We start from the raw sequence: 21,349 nt of genomic DNA, 5'->3' as shown, positions 1-21,349 counted from the left end.
AGAGAAGCGAGTAGAGGAGACAGGGTCCATGAGCACCAGCGGTGAGCACAGCGTCGGCATCCACCAGACCGGCGCCGGCCGCATCCACAACTCCGGCGCGGTCGCGGCCGGGCGGGGCGCCAGGGCGTCCGTCGTCTCGGACGGGGGAGCGGCGGGTCAGGACGGCCCGACTCCGCAGGAGGCCCTGGAGGCGCTGCGCGGGCTGCTGGCGGAGCACGGCCGGGAGCTGCCCGACGCCGACCGGGCGCGGGCGCGCGGCGAGGTGGAGGAGGTGGCCGACGAACTGGCCGCCGAGGAGCCCGACCGCGGCCGGCTGACCGGTGCGCTCGACCGGCTGGCCGCCGCCCTGTCCTCGGTCGCCGCACTGGCGGCCGCCGCCGACGCGCTGCGCACCGCGGTGGCGGGGCTCCTCGGATGACGGGCCCGATCGCCGGACCCGTCTCCGCTCAGCCGACGATGGCGACCGGGGCGTCCCAGGCGTTGCGGTCGACCACGATGGTGTGACCGCCGCGGGTCTCCTTGCTGTTGGCCTTGTACTGGTGGCCGCGGCTGTGGTCGGTGTACAGCTGCGGGTCCCAGGGCCAGTCCTTGGTGGTGGTCTCCTGGCCGTTCCACAGCGCGTACCAGAGGTTCCCCGGCAGGTCGGTGCGGTCCTTGGCGGTGGCGACCGCCTTGGCGCTGGAGGTGCTGAAGCCGTAGAGGCCGGCCCGGTAGGTCTTGGCGCGCAGGGTCTTGGTGAAGGACCGCACATACGTCAGCGTGGCGTCGTTGCACGCCTTGTCGGTGATGTCGTACGACTCCATGTTCAGATAGATCGGGCTGCCGGCCTTCATCCCGAGCGCCGAGGCCTTGGCGACCGCGTCGTTGGCGTTGCTCGCCCCGACCGAGGCCGCGGTGGCCGCGGTGAACCGCTCCTTGCTCAGGCTCTTCTGGCAGAACGGCTGGGCGCCGACGTACAGCGGGATGATCCGCCAGCCCAGGGAGTCCACCGACTTCACCCAGGACCTGGTCAGATTGGGCTGGGCGCAGCCGCGGTTCTTGCCGCCCGCGTAGACCGCGATGCCGCCGTAGTAGCCGTCCTTCTTCCAGGCCTTCATCGCGGCGAGCGAGGGCGCCGTGCAGGCGTCGAACGCCCGGCCCGTGTACGTCTTCTGGGCCGGCCAGGCGGGGGCCGCCATCGAGGTCTGCGCCGCGAACCCCGCCCCGGCGGCCACCACGATCCCCGTCGTCGCCAGGGCGATGTAGCGGCCTCTTCTGGACAACCGGTGCTTCGGCATTTCCCCACCCCATCCGACATCTGGGCTCCGGCCCTCCGGAGCCCGCTCACCCTACTCGTCGGCGGCCGGGCCGAGCGCCCGGGCCAGGGCGGTACGCGAGGAGACGCCCAGCTTGCGGTAGACGCTGCCCAGATGGGAGTCGACGGTGCGGTGGCTGAGGAAGAGGCGCTCGGCGATCTGCCGGGAGCGCAGCCCCGCGGCGGCCAGATCGGCGACCTCCCGTTCGCGCTCGCTCAGCGCGGACCGCAGCTCCGCGGATCGGAGGACCGGCGGGGGAGGGAAGTCCCCCGTCCGGGAATCCGCGGGCCGGGGAGCCGTGGACTGGGAAGCCCCCGCCCGTGAATTCCCCGTCCGGGAAGCCCCTGCCCGGGAATCCGCGGGCCGGGGAGCCGCCGCCGCTCGTGAAGCGCCTGCCCTGGGGTCCCGTGCCCGGATGTCCGCGGTCGGGGAGCCGGCGGCTCGGCGGTCCTCGGCGCGGGGACCCGCGGCCCGGCGATCCTCGGTCCGGGAATCCGCGGCCCGGCGATCCCCCGCGCGGGAATCCGCGGACCGGATGCCCGCGGCTCGGGAATCGGCAGACCGGACGTCCGCGGCCCGACGACCCTCGGCCTGGGGACCGGCAGCCCGGCGGCCATCCGGTCGGAGGCCTCCGGTACGGGAAGCCGCGGCCCCGGAAGCCCCGGCTCGGGGACCCGCGCTCTGGCCGCCGCCCCGGACCGGTCGGGCGCCCGGGGCGAGCCGGGCGCGGATGCGTTCCGCCTCCTCCAGGACCAGTGCCGCCCCGCAGGGCCGGGCCAGGGCCTCGGCCCGGGTCAGGACGTCCAGCGCGGCGGCCGGGCCGCGTACCGCCGCGGTCACCGGTATCGAGGCGATCAGCGTCCACGCGTGCTGCACGGGCAGCCCGCCACCCCGGAAGCCCTCCGCGGCCCGCTCGAACAGCTCCAGCGCCTTGGCGCGCTCGCCGTGTGCCATCCGCAGCTGGGCGGACGCCCGGTGGACGCAGGCCCACTGCAAGGGCAGACCGAGCCGGCCGGCGTCCGCCTCGGCGTCGGCGAGCAGCCGCTCGGCGTACCCGGTGTCCCCGGCGGCCAGCGCGGCGTTCGCCATCAGGGCGAGGAGCGAGGGCCGGAAGGCGGGCTGCACCTGGGGCAGGCCTTCACCGCCCCCGCCGTCCAGCAGTGTCCGCAGACAGCCGGCGGCGTCCCCGCCGACCAGCTGCGCGTGCGCCAGCAGACTGATCGCGGAGGTGGCCCACCAGCCCCGGCCGAGCGCGGCGGTGTCCACCGCCCGGGCCGCGAGCGCGATCGCCTCGCCCGCGTACCGGCGCCCCCTTGCCCAGACCAGCGTCATGGCGCGCATCGCCGTCGCCAGCGTCACCACGTCGGGGGCGCCGACCGCACGGGCCAGCTCCTCCGCCTCGGCGGCCCGGCGCTCCGCCGCGTCGAGCCGGCCGCCCCACTGGTCGATCATGGTCAGGCCCAGCAACTGGTGGGCGCGGATGTGCTTCTGCGCGCCGCCGGTCGCCGCGTCCAGCCCCCGCCGGAGGTGGCGGCGGGCGTCCGGGAACCGCTCCAGGTACAGCTCCGCGCAGCCGAGCAGCGCGAGGACGTCCGGGGTGTGGCCGGCCACCCCGTCCGGCAGCGCGTCCACCAGCGCGGCGCAGCGGGCCACTTCGGGCGCGCCCCGGGCGATGTCGCCGGAGAAGACGTCGCAGAAGGCGATGAGCACACCGAGGGCCGCCGAGGCGACGGGCCCGGCCTCGGTCCGCGCCCGGGCGGCCTCCCGCAGCAGCGGGCGGATCCGGTCGTGGGTGCCGCGCAGGACGTGCACCAGCCCGTACTCGTAGATCAGCTCGGTGGCCTCGGCGGACAGCACGGCGGGCAGCGGCCGGGGCAGCAGCGCCATCCCGGTGCGGGCGATGGCCTCCGCCTCCTCGTACCGGCAGAGCAGCCGCTCCGCGTCGGCGCAGACCGCGTACGCCCGCAGCAGCAGCCGAGGGGTCAGCCGCGCGCCCCCGTCGGCGGCCTGCCCGGTGAGCCGGGGGCCGCCTTCGGCGAGCAGCTCATGGGCGAGTGCGCGGGCCTCCCGGAGGCGTCCGGAGGCGATCAGTGCCCGGCAGTGGGCCAGCTCCCAGGCCGCCCGCTCCTCGACCCCCGGGTCACGGGCGGGCAGCGCGTCCAGGGCGAGCCGCAGCCAGCGGGCCGCGTACGCGGGTGCCTGGGTGACCGCCTCCGCGGCCCCCTCGGCGAGGACGCGCGCCGCGGTGGCCCCGTCGGTGTGCACCAGGTGCTCGGCGTGCCGGGCGCGCTCCCGGGCCGGGGCACCGCGCTCGGCGGCGATCCGCAGCGCCCGGCGGTGGGCGTCCAGCAGGAAGGGCAGCTCGCAGTCGGCGTGGGCGACCTGCCCGACGACCGGATGACGGAACGCCAGCCGCCCGCCGTGGCCCGCCGGACGCACCAGGTCGGCGCGGACCAGCTCGGCGCACGCCTCCAGGCCGTCCCGCGCGCCGAGCCCGGCGATCCGGGCGGCGTCCGCCGGCCGGAAGGCCCCGCCCAGCACGGCCGCCGCCCGCGCGGCCGCCCGGGCGGGCTCGCTCAGCGCGCCCAGCTCGGCGAGCAGCGGCGCCGCCTCGCGCAGCAGCCCGTCCTCGTCCGCGCCCGCCCGCTCCGGCCACAGTCCGGCCTCGAAGCCCGCCGCGACCAGTAGCCGGAGATATCCGGGAAGCCCCTTCGACGCGGCATGCAGGGCCGCCGCGGAGGACCCCGTCCCGCCGGCCGCCACCTCGGGTGCGCGGGTCGGCTCGGCCACCCCGGCCACCCCGGCTACCCGGGCCACCCCGGCTATCTCGGCTGCCTCGGCTGCCTCGGCTGCCTCCGCTATGGAGGCCGCCGTCCCGCCCGGGGTCCCGGAGACGGGGGCCAGGTCCGGGCCCGGCGCCTCGGTCGCGGAGGCCGCGTAGGCCGAGGTTCCGCCGGGACACGCCCCTTTCCCGCCCGCGCCCCCCGGCGCGGAGCCCATGTCCGGGTCCGGAGCCCCGGCCCCGTACGCCATCGATCCGGCCCTGTAGGCCATCGATCCGGCCCCGTAGGCCGCCGCCCCGCCCGCGCCCCCCGGCGTGAAGCCCATGTCCGGGCGCGCCGCCCCGGCCCCGTGCACCACCGCGCCAGCCCCGTACTCCGGCGCCCCGGGCCCGTACTCCACCGCCCCGCCCCCCGTCACATAGGCCAGCGGTCCGGCCGGGCGGTGCCAGTGGTCGAGCAGGGCCGCCACCGCCGCCACATCCAGCGGGCCGGCCTCCACCCGGACGATCCCGTCCGTCCGCACGCCGAGGTCCAGCGCCTCCAGCAGGGCGGGCGGGCTCTGCCGGGGCCGGTGCGCCAGGGCCAGTACGAAGGGGGCGGCGACCGGGGAAGCGGAGGAGGGGGAGTGCATCAGCCGGAGCACCACCTCCAGCGAGGACGGGTCGGCCCGGTGCAGGTCATCGACTAACAGCACGCCACCGGCGGCCCGCCGACGTATCAGCTCGCACCAGGCCGCCGGGTCGGACGGCTCGGCGGCCCCGGTCGACCCCACGGCGGCGCGGAAGACCCGGAACGGACCGTCCTCGCCCGAGCGGGGCGCCCGGGCCCAGATCACCGGCAGCCCGCGGCGCGCCGCCAGGTCCGCCAGCCGGCAGGCCAACTGGGTCTTGCCGGCGCCTGGTTCGCCCGCTATCTCGACCACGGCCCCCCGGCCGCGCTCCAGCCCGTCCAGGAGCCGGGCGAACCGCTCGCTTTCGGCCTCACGCCCCACCACTGGGCCGTCCGCCTTCGGTGACGGCACAACGAACACCGCGCCTCCCCCCTGCGGCCATCTGCACACCCTGGCCAAAGCCACGGCGCGACCGCACGTCAGTTTCGGAACTTCTCCCCCGCTTCCTGCTTCGAATTCAAAGTAACGCGCCGCACTGACAACGGCCCGTCATCGCCCGCGCCTCATTCCGGCACATCCCAGGTGAACCGGTGCACATGGATGCCGAAGTAGGGGAAGGACTCCACCTCGCGCACCCCGGGCACCCTCCGTATCTCGTCGTTGATCAGCTCGAACAGCTCGTCCATGCTCCGGCACACCACCTCGGCGAACAGGTCGAAGGAGCCCGCGGTGGACACCAGGTAGACCACGCCCGGCAGTTCCTCCAGCGCCGCCAGCACCTCGCGCGGGGCGCCGTCCACCCGTATGCCGAGCAGGGCCATCACCGGCAGCCCCAGCCGCAGCGGATCGGTCACGGCGGCGAACTGGAGCAGTCCGCCGTCGGTCAGCCGCTGTATCCGCGCCCGTACGGCGGGTCCGGACAGCCCCACCTCCCGGCCGAGATCGGTGTACGAGGCGCGGCCGTCCTGTTGCAGCAGGCGGATCAAGGCCCGGTCGACGGAGTCCAGTTCGATACGGGCCGCCACGGGACCGCCTTTCGTTCGCAAGGGCGCGAGGGAGCAGGGGCCGCAAGAGCCGCGGGATCGCGCGGCGGCACGGGCGCGGACCGCCGGTCGTCGACCGTACCAACGGCCGCGCCCGCGCCCACCGCTACGTAGCCGGTTCCGTAGTTCTACGGCTGTGCGGGGCCGGGGGTGCCCGGAAGACTGCCGTGCCGTCAGCCCGTAACCACCCCCGACCTGGGAGAACCCGTGAAATTGAGATCCATGGCCGCGACCGCCGTGCTCGGCGCCGTCGTCTTCACCGCGGTGCCGGCCGCCGCGGTCCCGTTCACCGCCTACGCCTGCGGCGGCTCCACCCTGTGCCAGGACGAGGACCCGGGCGACGGGGAGGGCGGCGGCGACTCGGGTGACTGGGGCGGTGGCGACTGGGGTGGCGGCGACTGGGGCGGCGAAGGCGGTGACGGCGGCGGTGGCGATGCCGGCGATGACGGCGGCGACTGGAGCGACGATCCGGGCGACGCCGGTGAGCCGGGCGACCCCGGCGATCCGGGCGACTCCGGTGACCACGGGAACCCCCCGTCCGAGCCCTCGAACCCCGGGATCGAGATCCTGGACGGGCCGATCGGCGAACCCATCGACGCGACGCTGCCCGAGGTCGTGGTGACCGGGCACGCCATCCGCCCGGCCACCCCGCCCAGCCCGGGTATCGCGACGTCCCCCGCGGGTGGCGGCGCCGGTGCCCAGGTCAGAGTGCACAGCCGGGGCAAGGTGTGGGAGGAGCGCGGGGGGAAGTGCTACCGCAACCAGTCCCCGACCGTCGAGGCCAAGTACAGCCGGGGGATCACCTACACGCTCTCCACCCAGACCAGCACCAACATCTCCGCGACGGCGCTCGGACAGCTCACCAACGAACTGAACACGCAGCTCAACACCACCGTCACCGAGACCTACAACTCCGAGCTCACCCTCAAGCCGGGTGAGTCCTGGGCCCTGTTCGTCGAGTACCAGACCAATGTCTACGCGATCACCACGCACGACTTCTGGGGCAACTACTCCACCGAGTTCGTCAATGTCACCGCGCCCACCGGCATCGTGACCGGCCGCGCCTGCTGAACCGGCGGGCCGACTCCCACCGGGGCGGGGCGGCGGTACGGCGGGGCTCAGCCTCCCGTACCGCCGCCCCGCCCTTCTCGTACCGCCACCGCCGCGCTGCCCAGCAGCATCTCCAGCGCCGTGGGGTACGCGCTGTCGTTCATCCGGGCCACCAGCAGCTCAGCGGTGGCCGCGATATGCGGGTGGGTCTCGGCCGGGAGCCGGGCGTAGGTGGAGCGCCAGACCGCCTCGTCGTCGGCGCGGGCCGCCTCCGGCAGGGCGAGGCTGGCGGCGTCCAGCGCCGCGAAGGCCAGCGCCTGGTCGACGAACGCCTGGTAGATCCGTACCACCTCCGGATCGGGCAGCCCGGTCGAGCGCAGTACGCCCAGGATGGCCTCGTCCCCGGCGATCTCGTTGGCCCGTCCGCTCACCCGGTTGGCGGTGAGCACCGCCGCCTCCGGATGGGCGAGGTAGGCCCGGTAGATCCGCAGCCCCACCTCGCGCAGGTCGGCCAGCCACTCCCCGGACGGCTCCCATCCCCGCAGCGCGCGTCCGACCAGCTCGTCCCCGATGGCCAGGGTCAGCTCGTCCATGCCCCGGAAGTAGCGGTAGAGGGTGCTCGGATCGGCGCCCAGTGCCGTGCCCAGCCGCCGCGCCGTCAGCCCCTCGCGGCCGTGCTCGTGCAGCATCCGCAGCGCCGTCTCGACGATCGTGCGCTCCGAGAGGACCGCGCCGCCCTTGGTCGGCCGGCGCCGCCGCCGCTCCGCCTCCGGCACCACCCGCTTGGCCATGCCCGACCCTCCGTCCACCCTTATGCCAACGCCATTGACCTTAACTCCACCCGGCGCCTTTCATGACGGAACCAGGGCTTCACCCTCCCCGGAGCCCGCTGCGAAAGGCACAGCACCATGCGGATCCTGCTCGTCGGCGCGGGCGGCGTGGGCACCGCGATCACCCGGATCGCGGCCCGGCGCTCCTTCTTCGACCACTTGGTCGTCAGCGACTACGACCTCGCCCGGGCCCAGGCGGCCGTGGCGGCGCTCGGGGCGGAGGAGACCCGGTTCAGCGCGCGGCGCATCGACGCCTCGGACCAGGCCGCGGTCACCGCGCTGCTGGCGGAGGAGCGGTGCGACGTCCTGCTCAACGCCACCGACCCGCGTTTCGTGATGCCGCTGTTCGAGGCGGCGCTGGCGGCGGGCGCGCACTATCTGGACATGGCCATGTCCCTGTCGTCCCCGCACCCGGAGCGGCCCTACGAGGAGTGCGGTACGAAGCTGGGCGACGGGCAGTTCGACCGGGCCGCCGCCTGGTCGGAGGCCGGCCGGCTGGCGCTGGTGGGGGTCGGTGTGGAGCCGGGCCTCTCCGATGTCTTCGCCCGCTACGCCGCCGAGGAGCTCTTCGACGAGATCGAGGAGATCGGCGTACGGGACGGCGCCAACCTCACCGTCGAGGGCTATGACTTCGCGCCCTCCTTCTCCATCTGGACCACCATCGAGGAATGCCTCAACCCGCCGGTCATCTGGGAGAAGGAGCGCGGCTGGTACACCACCGCCCCGTTCAGCGAGCCCGAGGTCTTCGACTTCCCCGAGGGCATCGGGCCCGTGGAGTGCGTGAACGTCGAGCACGAGGAGGTGCTGCTGATCCCGCGCTGGGTGGACGCGAAGCGGGTGACCTTCAAGTACGGGCTGGGGGACGAGTTCATCGAGACGCTGAAGACCCTGCACCGGCTGGGCCTGGACCGCACCGCCAAGGTCGCGGTCGGGGGAGTGGAGGTGGCACCCCGGGACGTGGTCGCCGCCTGTCTGCCCGACCCCGCCACGCTCGGCGACCGGATGCGCGGCAAGACCTGCGCCGGCACCTGGGTGAAGGGCGTGAAGGACGGCGCCCCGCGCGAGGTGTACCTGTACCACGTGGTCGACAACGAGTGGTCGATGGCCGAGTACGGCTCCCAGGCCGTGGTCTGGCAGACCGCGATCAACCCGGTGGTCGCCCTGGAGCTGGTGGCCGGCGGCGTCTGGAGCGGCGCCGGGGTGCTGGGCCCCGAGGCCTTCGACCCGCGCCCCTTCCTGGACCTGCTCAACGACTACGGCTCGCCGTGGGGGCTGCGCGAGCAGTGACGGCCGGACCGCGCGAGCAGTGCCGGCCGCTCGTCGGCGGGCGGCCGGCACCGGCGCGGCGCATCGTAGAAGAACCCCCGGCGCGCCGTGGCAGGACACCGAGACACCCCAGGTGAGGCAAGAGATGACCAAGGACCAGACCGAGGGCACCAACGGCCCGCCCCGGCTGAAGGCCGGTGCCATCGGGTTCACCGACGCGCTGGTCATCGGGCTGAACTCCACCTCACCCGCGTACTCCCTCGCCGCGGTCATCGGCCCGCTGGTGGTGCTGGTCGGGGTCTACGCGCCCGGGGTGATGCTCGCTTCCTTCGTACCGATGCTGCTGATCGCCTCCGCGTTCTACTACCTCAACAAGGTCGACCAGGACTGCGGCACCACCTTCTCCTGGGTGACCCGGGCGATGGGCCCGTGGGCGGGCTGGCTCGGCGGCTGGGCCGTGGCGATGACCGGGGTCCTGGTGGTCGGCTCGCTCGCGGATGTCGCCGTCACCTACGGGCTGCTCACCCTCGGCCTGGACGGGCTCGCCGACAACGAGGTGGTACGCCAGGGGCTGACCGTGGCGCTCATCGTGGCGATGACGGCGGTGTGCGTCATCGGCACCGAGGCGTCGGCCCGGGTGCAGGACGTGCTGATCCTCGCCCAGGTGGTCTGCCTGCTGGTCTTCGCCGCGGCCGCCCTCTACCAGGTGTCCGCCGGGACGGCGCCGTCCGGTTCGCTCACGCCCGAGGTCGACTGGCTGAACCCCTTCGGGGCCGGCGGGGCCGCCCTCACCGGCGGGCTGCTGCTGGGCGTCTTCATCTACTGGGGCTGGGAGTCGGCGGTCAACCTCACCGAGGAGGTCAAGGACTCCGCCAGCGCCCCGGGCAAGGCGGGCGTCTGGTCCACCATCGTGCTGCTGGTCACCTACCTCTCGGTGGGCACCGCCGTGGTGGCCTACGCCGGGACGGCCTTCCTCTCCGAGAACGCCGACGAGGAGGAGGCGGTCTTCGCCACGCTGGCCGACCAGGTCATGGGCGGCTGGGACTGGGTGGTGCTGCTCGCCATCTGCACCTCCGCGCTGGCCTCCACCCAGACCACGATCATCCCCGCCTCCCGGACCATCCTCTCCATGGCCCGGCGGCAGGCGCTGCCGAAGGGCCTGGCCCGTATCCACCCCCGCTTCCGCACCCCGGACACCAGCACCTGGTGGGTCGCGGTGGTGGCGGCCGGCTGGTACCTGGTGGTCAACCAGATCAGCGAGAACGCGCTCTTCGACTCCCTGACCGCGCTCTCCCTCCTCATCGCCTTCTACTACGCCCTCACCGGGCTGGCCTGCGCCGTCTACTACCGCCACCACCTCCTCAAGGACCTGCGCAGCTTCCTCTTCATCGGCCTGGGCCCACTCGTCGGCGCCGCCCTGCTGGCCTGGCTGCTGGTGGAGTCGATCGGCGACATGGCCGACCCGGCGAACTCCTACAGCGGCACCTCCTGGTTCGGCCTCGGCCCGCCCCTGGTGATCGCCCTCGGCATCGCCGCCACCGGTGTGGTGGTCATGGTCGTCCAGCGCCTGGTCTCGCCCGCCTACTGGTCGGAGCGCCCCGGCACCGCCCCGCCCGACGCCACCGCCCGCCCCGATGCCCCCGCCCGCCGGAACGGAGGCTGATCCATGTCCATCGTCCTCGGTTACGACGAGTCCGCCGGCGCCGCACGCGCCCTCACCGTGGCCATCGAGGAGGCCCTGGCCCACACCGAGCCCCTGGTCCTGGTCTACGGCGCCGCGGCCCCCGGCGGGGTGGGCGAGGAGTACCGCAGCCACCATGACGCCCTCCGCCAGGTGGGCCGCACCGCCCTGCGCCACGCCGCCGAGGCCGCCGAGGCGGCGGGCGTGCCCACCACGGTGGAGATCCTGGACGACAAACCCGCCACCGCCCTCCTCGCCGCCGCCGAACGCCACCGCGCCCGCCTCATCGTGGTCGGCAGCTGGGGCGAGAGCCCCATGCGCGGCGCCCTCCTCGGCTCCACCCCGCACAAGCTGCTGCACCTGTCGACGGTCCCGGTGCTCTGCGTGCCGACCGAAGGCTGACCCCGGGGGAGAGGGGGAGCTGTTGGCAGCGGTGACATCCTCGGCCGCGGTTCCGGCCGTCAGGCTCCGGGGACTGCCGCGGGGCCGCCGGCGGGGGCGGTGCTGGCGCGGATGACGAGCTGGGGCTCGACCGTCTCCGGGAGGGCCACCGCGTCCGGGGCGGCGATATGCCGCAGCAGGTGCGCGACGGCGAGTTCCCCGGTGCGGGTGAAGGGCTGGGCGACGGTGGTCAGCGGGGGGCTGCAGTAGGCCGCCAGCTCGATGTCGTCCACGCTGACCAGGGAGACGTCCTCGGGGACCCGCCGGCCCAGCTCGGCCAGGGCCCGGATCACGCCGAAGGCCATCTCGTCGCTGGCCACGAAGACCGCGGTGGCGTCGGGGATGCGGCCGAGGATGAGTCCGTTGCGGTATCCGGAGGCGGGCGACCAGTCGCCCTCCAGCGGGGGCGGTACGGGCCGGCCGGCCTCCTCCAGCGTCGCGCGCCAGCCGTCGCAGCGGCTGCCGGCCTCCAGCCACCGCTCGGGCCCGGCGATATGCCAGACGGTCTCATGGCCCAGGTCGAGCAGATGCCGGGTGGCCAGCCGGGCGGCGAGCGTCTGGTCGACGGCGACGACCTCGGTGGTGTCCGTGCGGGAGCCGTCGATGGTGATCGTGGGGACCGCGCGGGTCAGCTGCTCGATGCGCGGGCTGGTGTGGACCAGCGGTACGGAGAGGATGACGCCCTCCACGCCCTGGTCGGCCAGCCGGGACAGCGCGGCCTCGATGGCGGAGGTGTCCAGGGAGGTGGTGGTGGCGGTGCTCACCGCGTACCCGGCCGCCTGGGCCGCGTGCTCGATGCCGGAGGTGACCGCGGCGCGGGAGTAGAAGGTGGTCTGGAGGGTGACCACGCCGATGGTGCGGCTGCGGCCCGAGGACAGCATCCGCGCCGCGTTGTTGCGGCGGTAGCCGAGCTGCTCCACCGCGGCCAGCACCTTGGCGCGGGTGCGCTCCTGCACATGGGGGTGGCCCGAGAGCACCCGCGACACCGTCTGCGCCGACACTCCGGCCGTACGGGCCACATCCGCCATCCCCGGCGGCCGTGCCCCGGCCTGGGCACCCTTCTTCCCCATGACGCCCCTCTCCCGGCCCGCGATCCATGCATGATACCGGCGTTCATCACCGCGCCGAAGAAGCGGACTTTCGGCGAAACAAGCCCTTCACAGCTCTTGGCATCGATAACAACGGCTGCCATAGTCGCAGTCATCGAAGCGCGCCGGCCGCTGTCCCCGGCGGCGCCCCATCTCTCCCCGCGGTCCCTTCGGAGCTGCCAGCTCGGCCTGCCGCGGTGCTCAGGAGGAACCGTGAACCTGACCAATGCGCGCAGAATGGGCGCATGCGGCGTGCTGGTACTCGCTCTCGCCGCCGCCGGATGCTCCCCGTCGACGGAGGGCAAGCCGGCTGCGAACGGCAAGGCATCGATCACATTCTGGGGCTGGGCCCCCGGGTACGCGGATGCCGTGAAGGCCTTCAACGCCTCTCACCCGGACACCGAGGTCACGTACCAGGCGGTGCAGCCGGGCGCCAAGGGCGGCTACCAGAAGATGCTGAACGCGGTAAAGGCGGGCAACGCGCCCTGTCTGGCGCAGGTGGGCTACGAGACGCTGCCCAGCTTCGCCGCCCAGGGCGCCCTGGAGAACGTCGCCGAGCACGCCGCCGCGTCGAAGGACGACTTCCAGGAGGCGGCCTGGAAGTCGGTCACCCTGGGCGACCAGGTCTTCGGCGCCCCGGTGGACACCGGCCCGATGGCGCTCTTCTACAACAAGAAGGTCTTCGACTCCCTGAAGCTCCAGCCCCCGGCCACCTGGGCCGAGTACCGCACCGCGGCCGAGAGGATCCACGCCTCGGACCCCGACCGGTACATCTCCTCCCCGTATCTCAACTACGACTACGCGGGTCTGGCCTGGCAGACGGACGCCACGTGGTTCGGCGTCCAGGGTGACTCCTGGAAGGTCAGCATGGCCTCCGCGGAGAACCGGAAGGTCGCCGACTACTGGCAGGGCCTGGCCGACGACAAGCTGATCAGCGGCGCCCCGATGTACGACCAGGCCTGGTACACCGGCCTGGGCAACGGGAACATCGCCACCGTGGTCGGCGCGGTCTGGCAGGCCGGGGTCATCAAGGGCGGCGCCAAGGACGGCGCCGGGCAGTGGGCGGTGGCCCCGATGCCCCAGTGGGACGCCTCCGCCCCCCGGGTGGGCAACGCCGGCGGCTCGGCCACCGCCGTACTGAAGGGCTGCGGCGACACCAGGGCCGCCTGGGAGTTCGCCCACTGGCTCTCCACTGACCCCGGCACCTACGGCGCCCTGGTGGACAAGGCCGCGCTCTACCCGGCCGCCAAGAAGCTGCTCGACCTGCCCCAACTGCGCCGGAGTGACCCGTACTTCGGCGGCCAGAACATCTACCCGGTGTTCGCCGACGCCGCGCCCAAGGTCGGCACCGAGTGGACCTGGGGGCCGCTGATGACCAAGACGGCAGCCGATCTCGACGACGGCCTGGGCAAGGCCTGGTCCGGCACGTCCACCATCGGCGCCGCTCTGCGCACCGCCCAGGACCAGACCCTGGCGGAGATGAGGAAGCAGGGGCTGCGGACCGCCGAGTAGCCCCCCGGCCGGTGCGCTGCCGGACGCGCCCCCTGACCCCGTCCGGCAGCGCACCCCTCCACCCCCACGCCTCCGGCCCCCCGGCAGCGCACCCCCCCACCCCCACGCCTCCGCCCCCCCGGCAGCGCACCCCCCCACCCCTCGCCCCCTCCCCGCGCCACCACGAAGGAATCCGCACGTGTCCCATGCCAGCCCCCGCGCGCAGCTCCGGGCCCGCCCCCCGGAAGAGCCGCCACCCACCCGCCCGCCAGGGCCCGCCGCACCGGCGAAGGCACCGGCGCGGGCGCCCCGCCGAAAGGCGCGGACGCCCCTGCTCTTCTGCGCGCCGTTCCTGCTGCTCTTCGCGGGCATGTATCTGGCGCCGATCGTCTACGCGGCGGTCAGCAGCCTGTACGCGGTGCGCCGCTCCGGACTCGGACTCACCGCCCCGACCCGGGTGTTCGACCCGCTGGCCAACTACGTACGGGCCTTCCAGGACGGCGCCTTCACCGGCTCCCTCGGCCGGGTCGCGGTCTTCGGCCTGGTGCAGGTGCCCGTCATGCTCGGCCTGGCCCTCGGGCTGGCCCTGCTCATCGACGCCAAGTCGGCGCGCGGCAAGGGCTTCTTCCGGCTGTCGAGCTTCGTGCCGTACGCCATCCCCGGGGTGAGCGCGGCGCTGATCTGGTCGTTCATGTACTCGACCCAGTCCAGCCCGGTGAACCGGCTGCTGGCCCCGCTCGGGTTCACCGTCCCGTTCTTCGACGAGGACCTGGTGCTCTGGTCGGTGGCCAACATCGTCACCTGGAGCTGGGCCGGCTACAACATGATCATCATCTACGCGGCCCTGCAGTCCATCCCGGCCGAGGTGCTGGAGGCCGCGAAGATGGACGGGGCCTCGGCGCTGCGGATCGCCTGGAGCATCAAGATCCCGGCGGTGCGCGGGGCGCTGGTGCTGACCGCCGTGTTCTCGGTCATCGGCTCGGCCCAGCTGTTCAACGAGCCCGCCGTACTGCAACCCGTCTCCGCCGGGGCCATCCCCTCCACGTACACCCCGATCATGTCCGCCCAGAGCGCCGTGGCGGCCGGCAACTACCCCTACGCGGCGGCTCAGTCGGTGGTGCTCGCCCTGCTGGTCGGTGCCGTCTCCTTCGCCTTCTTCAAGCTCACCAGCCGGGGAGACTCCGCATGAGCGCCATCGAGACCGCAGGGCTCACCCGGCCGGAGGCCGCCGGGTCCGCGCCGAACGGGCCGCGCCACCGGGCCGGGGGCGGGTCCGCACCGCGTACGCACCGGCTCCCGCCCTCCGCCCGCCGGGAGACGACCTTCACCAGCCGGGCCACCGTGACCGCGCTGCTGGGGCTCTCGGCCTGCTACTTCCTGTTCCCGCTGTGGTGGCTGCTGGTGTCGGCGACCAAGCCGTTCGGCGAGCAGTTCAGCGGCAGCGGCCTCTGGTTCGACGGTTTCGACCTCTTCGGCAACATCGCCCGGCTCGGCGCCCAGGACGGCGGGATCTTCTGGCGCTGGATGCTCAACAGCCTGCTCTACTGCGGCACCGGGGCGCTGCTGGGTACGGCGTTCTCCGCGCTCGCCGGGTACGCGTTGGCCACGTTCGACTTCCCCGGCCGGGGCGCCGTCTTCGGGCTGGTGCTGGCCGCCGTACTGGTGCCGAAGGTGCTGTTCACCCTGCCGCTGTATCTGATGTTCTCCGGCGCCGGGCTCATCGACAACCCGCTGGCGGTGCTGCTGCCCAGCGCGGTGAGCCCGTTCGGGGTCTATCTGGCCCGGGTGTTCGCCGCCCAGTCCATCCCCGAAGAGGTGCTGGAGGCCGGCCGGCTGGACGGCGCGGGCGAACTGCGGATCTTCCGCTCCCTCGGGGTGCGGATGATGCTGCCCGCCCTGGTCACCATCTTCCTCTTCCAGTTCGTGGAGATCTGGAACAACTACCTGCTGCCCGCGATGGTCCTCGGCGACGACCGGCTGCAACCCGTCACCGTCGGCCTGGTCGGCTGGAACGCCAGCCATGTCGCGGTGCCGCCGCCGCTGGTCGTCATCGGCTCACTGGTGTCGATCGTGCCGCTGCTGATCGCCTTCCTCGCCCTCCAGCGCTTCTGGCGCGCGGGCATGACCGCCGGAGCCGTCAAATGACCATCCAGGCCGACCCGTCCACGCCCACCCGGCTCGCGCCCGGCGGTGAGCCGCCCGCGTCCGGCGGTGATGAGCCGCCCGCGCTCACCCACACCGGCCGCACCCTGCTGCGCCACGGCCGGCCGCACCGGGTGCTCTCCGGCTCGCTGCACTACTTCCGGGTCCACCCCGGGCAGTGGGCGGACCGCCTGGAGCGGCTGGCCGCCCTCGGACTGAACACCGTCGACACCTATGTCCCCTGGAACTTCCACGAACGCGCCCCCGGGCAGGCCCGCTTCGACGGCTGGCGCGACCTGGAGCGGTTCGCCCGGCTGGCCCAGCGGGCGGGGCTGGACCTGATCGTCCGCCCCGGCCCGTACATCTGCGCCGAGTGGGACAACGGCGGGCTGCCCGCCTGGCTGACCGGCACCCCCGGGATGCGGCTGCGCACCTCCCACCCGCCCTTTCTGGACGCGGTCGGCCGCTGGTTCGACGCCCTGATCCCCCGTATCGCCGCGTTGCAGACGGCCCGCGGCGGCCCGGTGGTGGCGGTGCAGATCGAGAACGAGTACGGCAGCCACGGCGACGACGCCGGCTATCTGCGCTGGGTACGCGACGCCCTCACCACCCGCGGGATCACCGAACTGCTCTACACCGCCGACGGGCCCACCGACCTCATGCTCGACGGCGGCACCGTCCCCGGCCACCTGGCGGCCGCCACCTTCGGCTCCCGCCCCGAGCAGGCCGCCGCGCTGCTGCGCGCCCGCCGGCCGGAAGAGCCCTTCTTCTGCGCGGAGTTCTGGAACGGCTGGTTCGACCACTGGGGCGAGAAGCACCATGTACGCGGCGCCACCGACGTCGCCCGGACCGTCGGCCGCATCCTGGACGCGGACGGCTCGGTGAGCCTCTATATGGCGCACGGCGGCACCAACTTCGGCCTGTGGGCCGGCGCCAACCACGACGGGGACCGGCTCCAGCCCACCGTCACCAGCTACGACTCCGACGCCCCCGTCGCCGAACACGGCGCCCTCACCGCCAAGTTCCACGCCATCCGGGAACGGCTCCTCGACCCCGCCGCCCCGCCCCGCCCACTGCCCGCCCATCCGCCCCTGCTGCCACCCCGCACCCTCCCGGTGACCCCCGGCGCGCCGCTCCTGGACGCCCTGCGGACGACCGCGGAGCCGGTGACGGCCCCCCTGCCGCTCAGCTTCGAGGAGTTGGGCCAGGCCTCCGGGCTGATGCTCTACACCGCCCATCCGCTGCTGCCCACCGGCGAGCACCAGCTGACCGTCACCGGGCTGCACGACCGGGCGCAGGTCTTCGTCGACGGCGCCCCCGTCGCCGTACTCGACCGGGAGACCGCCTCCTGCCCGGTGACCGGGACGGGGGAGCGGGTGCGGCTGGACCTGCTGGTGGAGAACCAGGGCCGGATCAACTACGGGCCGCTGCTCGGCCAGGGCAAGGGCATCCTCGGCGGAGTACGCGTCGAGCGGCGGCTGGTGCACGGCTGGGAGATGCGGCGGCTCCCGCTGGACGAGTGGACCCCCGGGCAGCTGGAGCGCGCCGTCTCCCTCGCCCCGCCCGGTGGCCCGGCCGGCTTCGCCACCGCCCGTCTCACCGTGGACCGGCCCGCCGACACCTTCCTCGCCCTGCCCGGCTTCGCCAAGGGCTTCTGCTGGGTCAACGGCGAACTGCTGGGCCGCTACTGGGAGATCGGCCCGCAGACCACCCTCTATCTACCCCACCCCTTCCTCCGGCCCGGCGAGAACACCCTCACCGTGCTGGAGCTGGAACGCCTCGGTGACCACATAGCCCTGCGCGAGCACCCCGCCCTCGGACCCACCGAGGAGTACATCGAGACCTTCGACTGAGCCCCCGGGCGATCCCACGCCCCTCGGACGCCCGGCGAACCCGACGGCCGCCCAACCCCAGGCGGCCGGAGACCCCCACGAAGGAGCAGCAGTGTCCGTCCCACGCACACGCATCCATACCCGCAGAAGGATCACGGGCGGGCTGGTCGCGGCCGCGCTCGTCGCGGTCGGCAGCGCCGCGCTCACCACCCCACCCGCCGCCACCGCCGCCGCACCCACCTACACCGTCAGCGTCGGCGCCAAGGGCCCCTGGAACCGCCCCGACGACACCCCCGCCGCCCCGTACATCGACAAGGACGGCACCTTCTACTACCAGCAGGCCCACGCCCTCTACGGAGCGAACGACGGCCGCTCCTGGTCCTTCTACTCCGGCCCCGACTTCGACAACACCACCAAGCACGCGATCAGCAACGCGGTCAACCCGGCCAACGCCAACGACAAGAACAACGACACCACCTGGCGCTGCAACAACAGCGTCACCGGGGTGAAGTCGACCAACGCTCCCTCGGGCTCCGGCTACGCCCACCGCAACTACTGCGACCCGGCCGGCGGCACCTGGGTGGACCCTGACACCGGCCACTGGTACACCCTGATCCACAACGAGTTCACCCCCCAGCCCTTCGGCGACGGCCTCCACTACGACGGCATCGACTACGCCGTCTCCACCGACCAGGGCAGGACGTGGACCATCAAGGACCACGTCATCACCTCCCCGTACAGCACCAAGCGGGGCGACAACGCGGCCTTCCCGCAGAAGACCTACCACTACGGCGACGGCGACCCCCGCCTCTTCGCCGACACCGCCTCCGGCTACTTCTACGCCTTCTACGGCTCCCGGATCGTGGACAAGAACGGCGGCTGGAAGGCGTTCCACGCCCATGTCGCGCGCTCGCCCATCTCCGCCAAGATGGCGCCCAACTCCTGGCAGAAGTGGTACGACGGCGCCTGGTCCCAGCCCGGCACCGGCGGCAAGGAGAGCAACATGGTGCCGGTGGACTCCGCCAGCAACGGCACCGGCTACACCCCCGCCAACAAGGAGTACGACCCGGCTGCCACCGGCACCACCGCCGAGCAGGTCGCGGCCGGCAAGACGCCCCCCACCTCACCCCTGTTCGTCATGGACATCACCTTCAACGCCCACCTCGGCCTCTACATCGGCCAGCCCCAGGCGGTGGACCAGTCCGGCAACGCGCCCCAGCAGCTCTACGCCACCGACAACCTCGCCACCCAGAAGTGGAAGCTGATCGGCGACACCGGCGGCTACACCAACGCCTCCTGGTACCGCTGGTTCCTGGACAGCGCCAGCAAGACCAGCTCCGCCATCGTCGGCCGCGACTTCCGCTCCTACTGCTCCTTCGGCTGCTCGAACGGGGCCTCCGCCGAGTACCTCAACCTCTCCATCGACACCAGCGCCCCCGCCGCACCGGTCGACACCACCCGCACCTACCGGATCGCCGGCGCCGGCAACCGGGTCCTCGCCCAGGTCTCCGGCGGCTCCGCCACCACCTCCCAGACCGCAGGCGGCGCCCACCCGGACGTCTGGACCTTCAGCCCCAACGGCGACGGCTCCTACCGCGTCGCCAACACCGCCACCGGCCATCTGCTGGGCGTCGGCACCACGCCCGCCCAGCGCGCCTGGGGCACCAAGCCCACCGCCACCCCCGCCGGGACCGGCGGCCCCACCGTCGGTCAGCAGTGGTGGGTGATCCGCAACGCCTCCGGCGGCACCTACCGCCTGGTCAACCGCCACAGCGGCCTGGTCATCGGGATATCGGCGGACTCCTCCCGGCTCGCCGAGACCACCCCGGCCCGCTTCTGGACCGGCTCCGGCACCGTCGGCGGCTCCCGCACCGCGGCCGAGCAGACCCTCACCCTCACCGCGGTCGGCACCGCTCCCACCAACCTCAACGGCGTCCGCACCCTCACCGCCGGCGGCAAGGCCCTGGACAACCCGGGCCACAGCACCACCCCCGGCACCCAGCTGACCACCTACACCGCCAACGGCGGCGCCAACCAGCAGTGGCGCTTCACCCAGCAGGCCGGCGGCTCCTACGAGGTCGTCAACGCCGAGTCCGGTCTCTGCGCCGACGTCAGCGACGGCTCCACCACCGCCGGGGCCAAGGTCGTCCAGTGGACCTGCAACGGCGGCGCCAACCAGCGCTGGAACGCCACCCGCCGCCCCGACGGCACCTACACCCTGACCTCCGTCAAGAGCGGTCTGGCCCTCACCACCGCCTCCACCGCCGACGGCGCCCCGGTCACCCAGCACCCCGACACCGGCACCACCCTCCAGAGGTGGACCGTCACCTGACCCCGTGGACCACGCTGCGCCGGCCCCCACCCGGGGACCGGCGCGGCCCGGCCGCCCACCACCGGGCTCAGCACTCGATGATGTTCACCGCCAGCCCGCCGCGGGCCGTCTCCTTGTACTTCACGCTCATATCGGCGCCGGTGTCCTTCATGGTCTTGATGACCTTGTCCAGGGAGACCTTGTGGCTGCCGTCGCCGCGCAGCGCCATCCGGGCCGCGGTGACGGCCTTGACGGCGGCCATGCCGTTGCGCTCGATGCAGGGGATCTGGACCAGGCCGCCGACCGGGTCGCAGGTCAGGCCCAGGTTGTGCTCCATGCCGATCTCGGCGGCGTTCTCCACCTGCTCGGGGGAGCCGCCCATCACCTCGGCGAGCGCGCCCGCGGCCATCGAGCAGGCGGAGCCGACCTCGCCCTGGCAGCCGACCTCGGCGCCGGAGATGGAGGCGTTCTCCTTGAAGAGCATGCCGATGGCGCCGGCGGCCAGCAGGAAGCGGACCACGCCCTCGTCGTCGGCGCCGGGCACGAAGTTCACGTAGTAGTGCAGGACCGCCGGGATGATGCCGGCCGCGCCGTTCGTCGGGGCGGTCACCACCCGGCCGCCGGCCGCGTTCTCCTCGTTGACCGCCATCGCGTAGAGGGTGATCCACTCCATGGACAGCGCCAGCGGGTCGCCCTCGGAGCGCAGCTTGCGGGCGGTGTGCCCGGCCCGGCGGCGCACCTTCAGCCCGCCCGGCAGGATGCCCTCCTGGGACAGGCCGCGCTCCACGCAGGACTGCATCACCCGCCAGATCTCCAGCAGACCGGCGCGGATCTCCTCCTCGGTCCGCCAGGCCTTCTCGTTCTCCAGCATCAGCGCGGAGATGGACAGGCCGGTCTCCCGGGTGAGCCGCAGCAGCTCGTCGCCGGTGCGGAAGGGGTGCCGGAGGGCGGTGTCGTCGGGGACGATCGGGTTCTCGCCGGCGACCGCGTCCTCGTCCACCACGAAGCCGCCGCCGACCGAGTAGTAGGTCTTCTCCAGCAGGGTGGCCCCGGAGGCGTCGAAGGCGACGACCGTCATGCCGTTGGCGTGGTACGGCAGCGCCTTGCGGCGGTGCAGTATCAGGTCCTCGTCGAAGTCGAAACCGATCTCGTGGGCGCCGAGCAGGTTGAGCCGCCCGGCCTCCTTGATCGCCTCCACTCGCGCGTCCGCGCTCTCCACGTCCACGGTGCGCGGGGAGTCGCCCTCCAGCCCGAGCAGCACCGCCTTGGGGGTGCCGTGCCCGTGGCCGGTGGCGCCGAGCGAGCCGAACAGCTCGGCGCGGACCTTGGCGGTGTGGGCGAGCAGCCCCTCGTTCTTCAGGCGCCGGGCGAACATCCGGGCCGCCCGCATGGGGCCGACCGTGTGGGAGCTGGACGGGCCGATGCCGATCGAGAACAGGTCGAAGACCGAGATGGCCACGGAAGTCTCCTTGGTGGGTAGACGTCG

Annotated in this window: 16 protein-coding genes; 10 read left to right on the top strand and 6 right to left on the bottom strand. The window is 73.5% G+C overall.

What is annotated here, in order from left to right:
• Positions 1 to 28 precede the first annotated feature (28 nt).
• Entirely contained in the window at positions 29 to 418 is a 390-nt protein-coding gene (locus ABZ945_RS16835; protein ID WP_361269539.1) for a DUF5955 family protein, read from the top strand.
• A gap of 28 nt (positions 419 to 446) precedes the next feature.
• Here ABZ945_RS16835 and ABZ945_RS16830 read toward each other — a convergent pair whose 3' ends face one another.
• The 3 genes from ABZ945_RS16830 to ABZ945_RS16820 all read right to left on the bottom strand — a co-directional run bounded on the left by ABZ945_RS16830 (position 447) and on the right by ABZ945_RS16820 (position 5,695).
• Positions 447 to 1,277 carry a glycoside hydrolase domain-containing protein gene (locus ABZ945_RS16830; RefSeq protein WP_361269537.1) on the bottom strand — a complete coding sequence of 277 codons (831 nt, stop codon included), beginning with the start codon at positions 1,275 to 1,277 and terminating at the stop codon, positions 447 to 449.
• A gap of 51 nt (positions 1,278 to 1,328) precedes the next feature.
• Positions 1,329 to 5,108: a LuxR C-terminal-related transcriptional regulator gene (locus tag ABZ945_RS16825; RefSeq protein ID WP_361269535.1), complete on the bottom strand. Its 3,780-nt coding sequence runs from the start codon at positions 5,106 to 5,108 to the stop codon at positions 1,329 to 1,331.
• A gap of 143 nt (positions 5,109 to 5,251) precedes the next feature.
• Positions 5,252 to 5,695 (bottom strand): Lrp/AsnC family transcriptional regulator, encoded by a 444-nt coding sequence (locus tag ABZ945_RS16820; RefSeq protein ID WP_361269637.1) that lies wholly within the window; start codon positions 5,693 to 5,695, stop codon positions 5,252 to 5,254.
• A 258-nt stretch (positions 5,696 to 5,953) separates the two neighbouring features.
• Here ABZ945_RS16820 and ABZ945_RS16815 point away from each other — a divergent pair, with 258 nt between their 5' ends.
• On the top strand, positions 5,954 to 6,802 hold the full coding sequence (locus ABZ945_RS16815) for a DUF6426 family protein (protein ID WP_361269532.1): 849 nt from the start codon (positions 5,954 to 5,956) through the stop codon (positions 6,800 to 6,802).
• Positions 6,803 to 6,849: 47 nt separating this feature from the next.
• On the opposite strand, the gene ABZ945_RS16810 is transcribed toward ABZ945_RS16815, so the two are convergent.
• Entirely contained in the window at positions 6,850 to 7,572 is a 723-nt protein-coding gene (locus ABZ945_RS16810) for a TetR/AcrR family transcriptional regulator (RefSeq protein ID WP_361269530.1), read from the bottom strand.
• A 117-nt stretch (positions 7,573 to 7,689) separates the two neighbouring features.
• On the opposite strand from ABZ945_RS16810, the gene ABZ945_RS16805 reads away from it, so the two are divergent.
• The 3 genes from ABZ945_RS16805 to ABZ945_RS16795 all read left to right on the top strand — a co-directional run bounded on the left by ABZ945_RS16805 (position 7,690) and on the right by ABZ945_RS16795 (position 10,960).
• A complete protein-coding gene (locus ABZ945_RS16805; protein ID WP_361269528.1) occupies positions 7,690 to 8,898 on the top strand; it encodes a saccharopine dehydrogenase C-terminal domain-containing protein in 1,209 nt (402 codons plus the stop codon).
• A gap of 124 nt (positions 8,899 to 9,022) precedes the next feature.
• Positions 9,023 to 10,540, top strand: coding sequence for an APC family permease (locus ABZ945_RS16800; protein ID WP_361269525.1), 1,518 nt, complete (start codon positions 9,023 to 9,025; stop codon positions 10,538 to 10,540).
• Positions 10,541 to 10,543: 3 nt separating this feature from the next.
• Positions 10,544 to 10,960, top strand: coding sequence for a universal stress protein (locus ABZ945_RS16795; RefSeq protein ID WP_248635180.1), 417 nt, complete (start codon positions 10,544 to 10,546; stop codon positions 10,958 to 10,960).
• Between the two features lie 59 nt (positions 10,961 to 11,019).
• On the opposite strand, the gene ABZ945_RS16790 is transcribed toward ABZ945_RS16795, so the two are convergent.
• Positions 11,020 to 12,069 carry a LacI family DNA-binding transcriptional regulator gene (locus ABZ945_RS16790; RefSeq protein WP_361269522.1) on the bottom strand — a complete coding sequence of 350 codons (1,050 nt, stop codon included), beginning with the start codon at positions 12,067 to 12,069 and terminating at the stop codon, positions 11,020 to 11,022.
• A 231-nt stretch (positions 12,070 to 12,300) separates the two neighbouring features.
• On the opposite strand from ABZ945_RS16790, the gene ABZ945_RS16785 reads away from it, so the two are divergent.
• From ABZ945_RS16785 to ABZ945_RS16765, 5 genes are all read left to right on the top strand, one after another.
• Positions 12,301 to 13,599, top strand: coding sequence for an extracellular solute-binding protein (locus tag ABZ945_RS16785; protein WP_361269519.1), 1,299 nt, complete (start codon positions 12,301 to 12,303; stop codon positions 13,597 to 13,599).
• A gap of 178 nt (positions 13,600 to 13,777) precedes the next feature.
• A complete protein-coding gene (locus ABZ945_RS16780) occupies positions 13,778 to 14,767 on the top strand; it encodes a sugar ABC transporter permease (protein WP_361269517.1) in 990 nt (329 codons plus the stop codon).
• A complete protein-coding gene (locus tag ABZ945_RS16775; protein ID WP_361269514.1) occupies positions 14,764 to 15,723 on the top strand; it encodes a carbohydrate ABC transporter permease in 960 nt (319 codons plus the stop codon). The genes ABZ945_RS16780 and ABZ945_RS16775 overlap by 4 nt, the downstream gene beginning before the upstream one ends.
• The gene (locus tag ABZ945_RS16770; protein ID WP_361269511.1) at positions 15,720 to 17,573 is read left to right on the top strand and encodes a glycoside hydrolase family 35 protein; all 1,854 of its coding nucleotides are present in this window, start codon (positions 15,720 to 15,722) and stop codon (positions 17,571 to 17,573) included. The genes ABZ945_RS16775 and ABZ945_RS16770 overlap by 4 nt, the downstream gene beginning before the upstream one ends.
• Positions 17,574 to 17,664: 91 nt before the next feature.
• A complete protein-coding gene (locus tag ABZ945_RS16765) occupies positions 17,665 to 19,884 on the top strand; it encodes an RICIN domain-containing protein (RefSeq protein ID WP_361269508.1) in 2,220 nt (739 codons plus the stop codon).
• Between the two features lie 67 nt (positions 19,885 to 19,951).
• Here ABZ945_RS16765 and ABZ945_RS16760 read toward each other — a convergent pair whose 3' ends face one another.
• Positions 19,952 to 21,322, bottom strand: a complete 1,371-nt coding sequence (locus tag ABZ945_RS16760; RefSeq protein WP_361269507.1) for an L-serine ammonia-lyase — start codon at positions 21,320 to 21,322, stop codon at positions 19,952 to 19,954.
• Positions 21,323 to 21,349 lie beyond the last annotated feature (27 nt).

The organism is Streptomyces sp. NPDC046887, from assembly GCF_040644755.1.
Classification (GTDB): domain Bacteria; phylum Actinomycetota; class Actinomycetes; order Streptomycetales; family Streptomycetaceae; genus Streptomyces; species Streptomyces lichenis.
The sequence above is the reverse complement of the archived record's forward strand: the minus strand, read 5'-3'. Positions and strand labels throughout refer to the sequence as shown.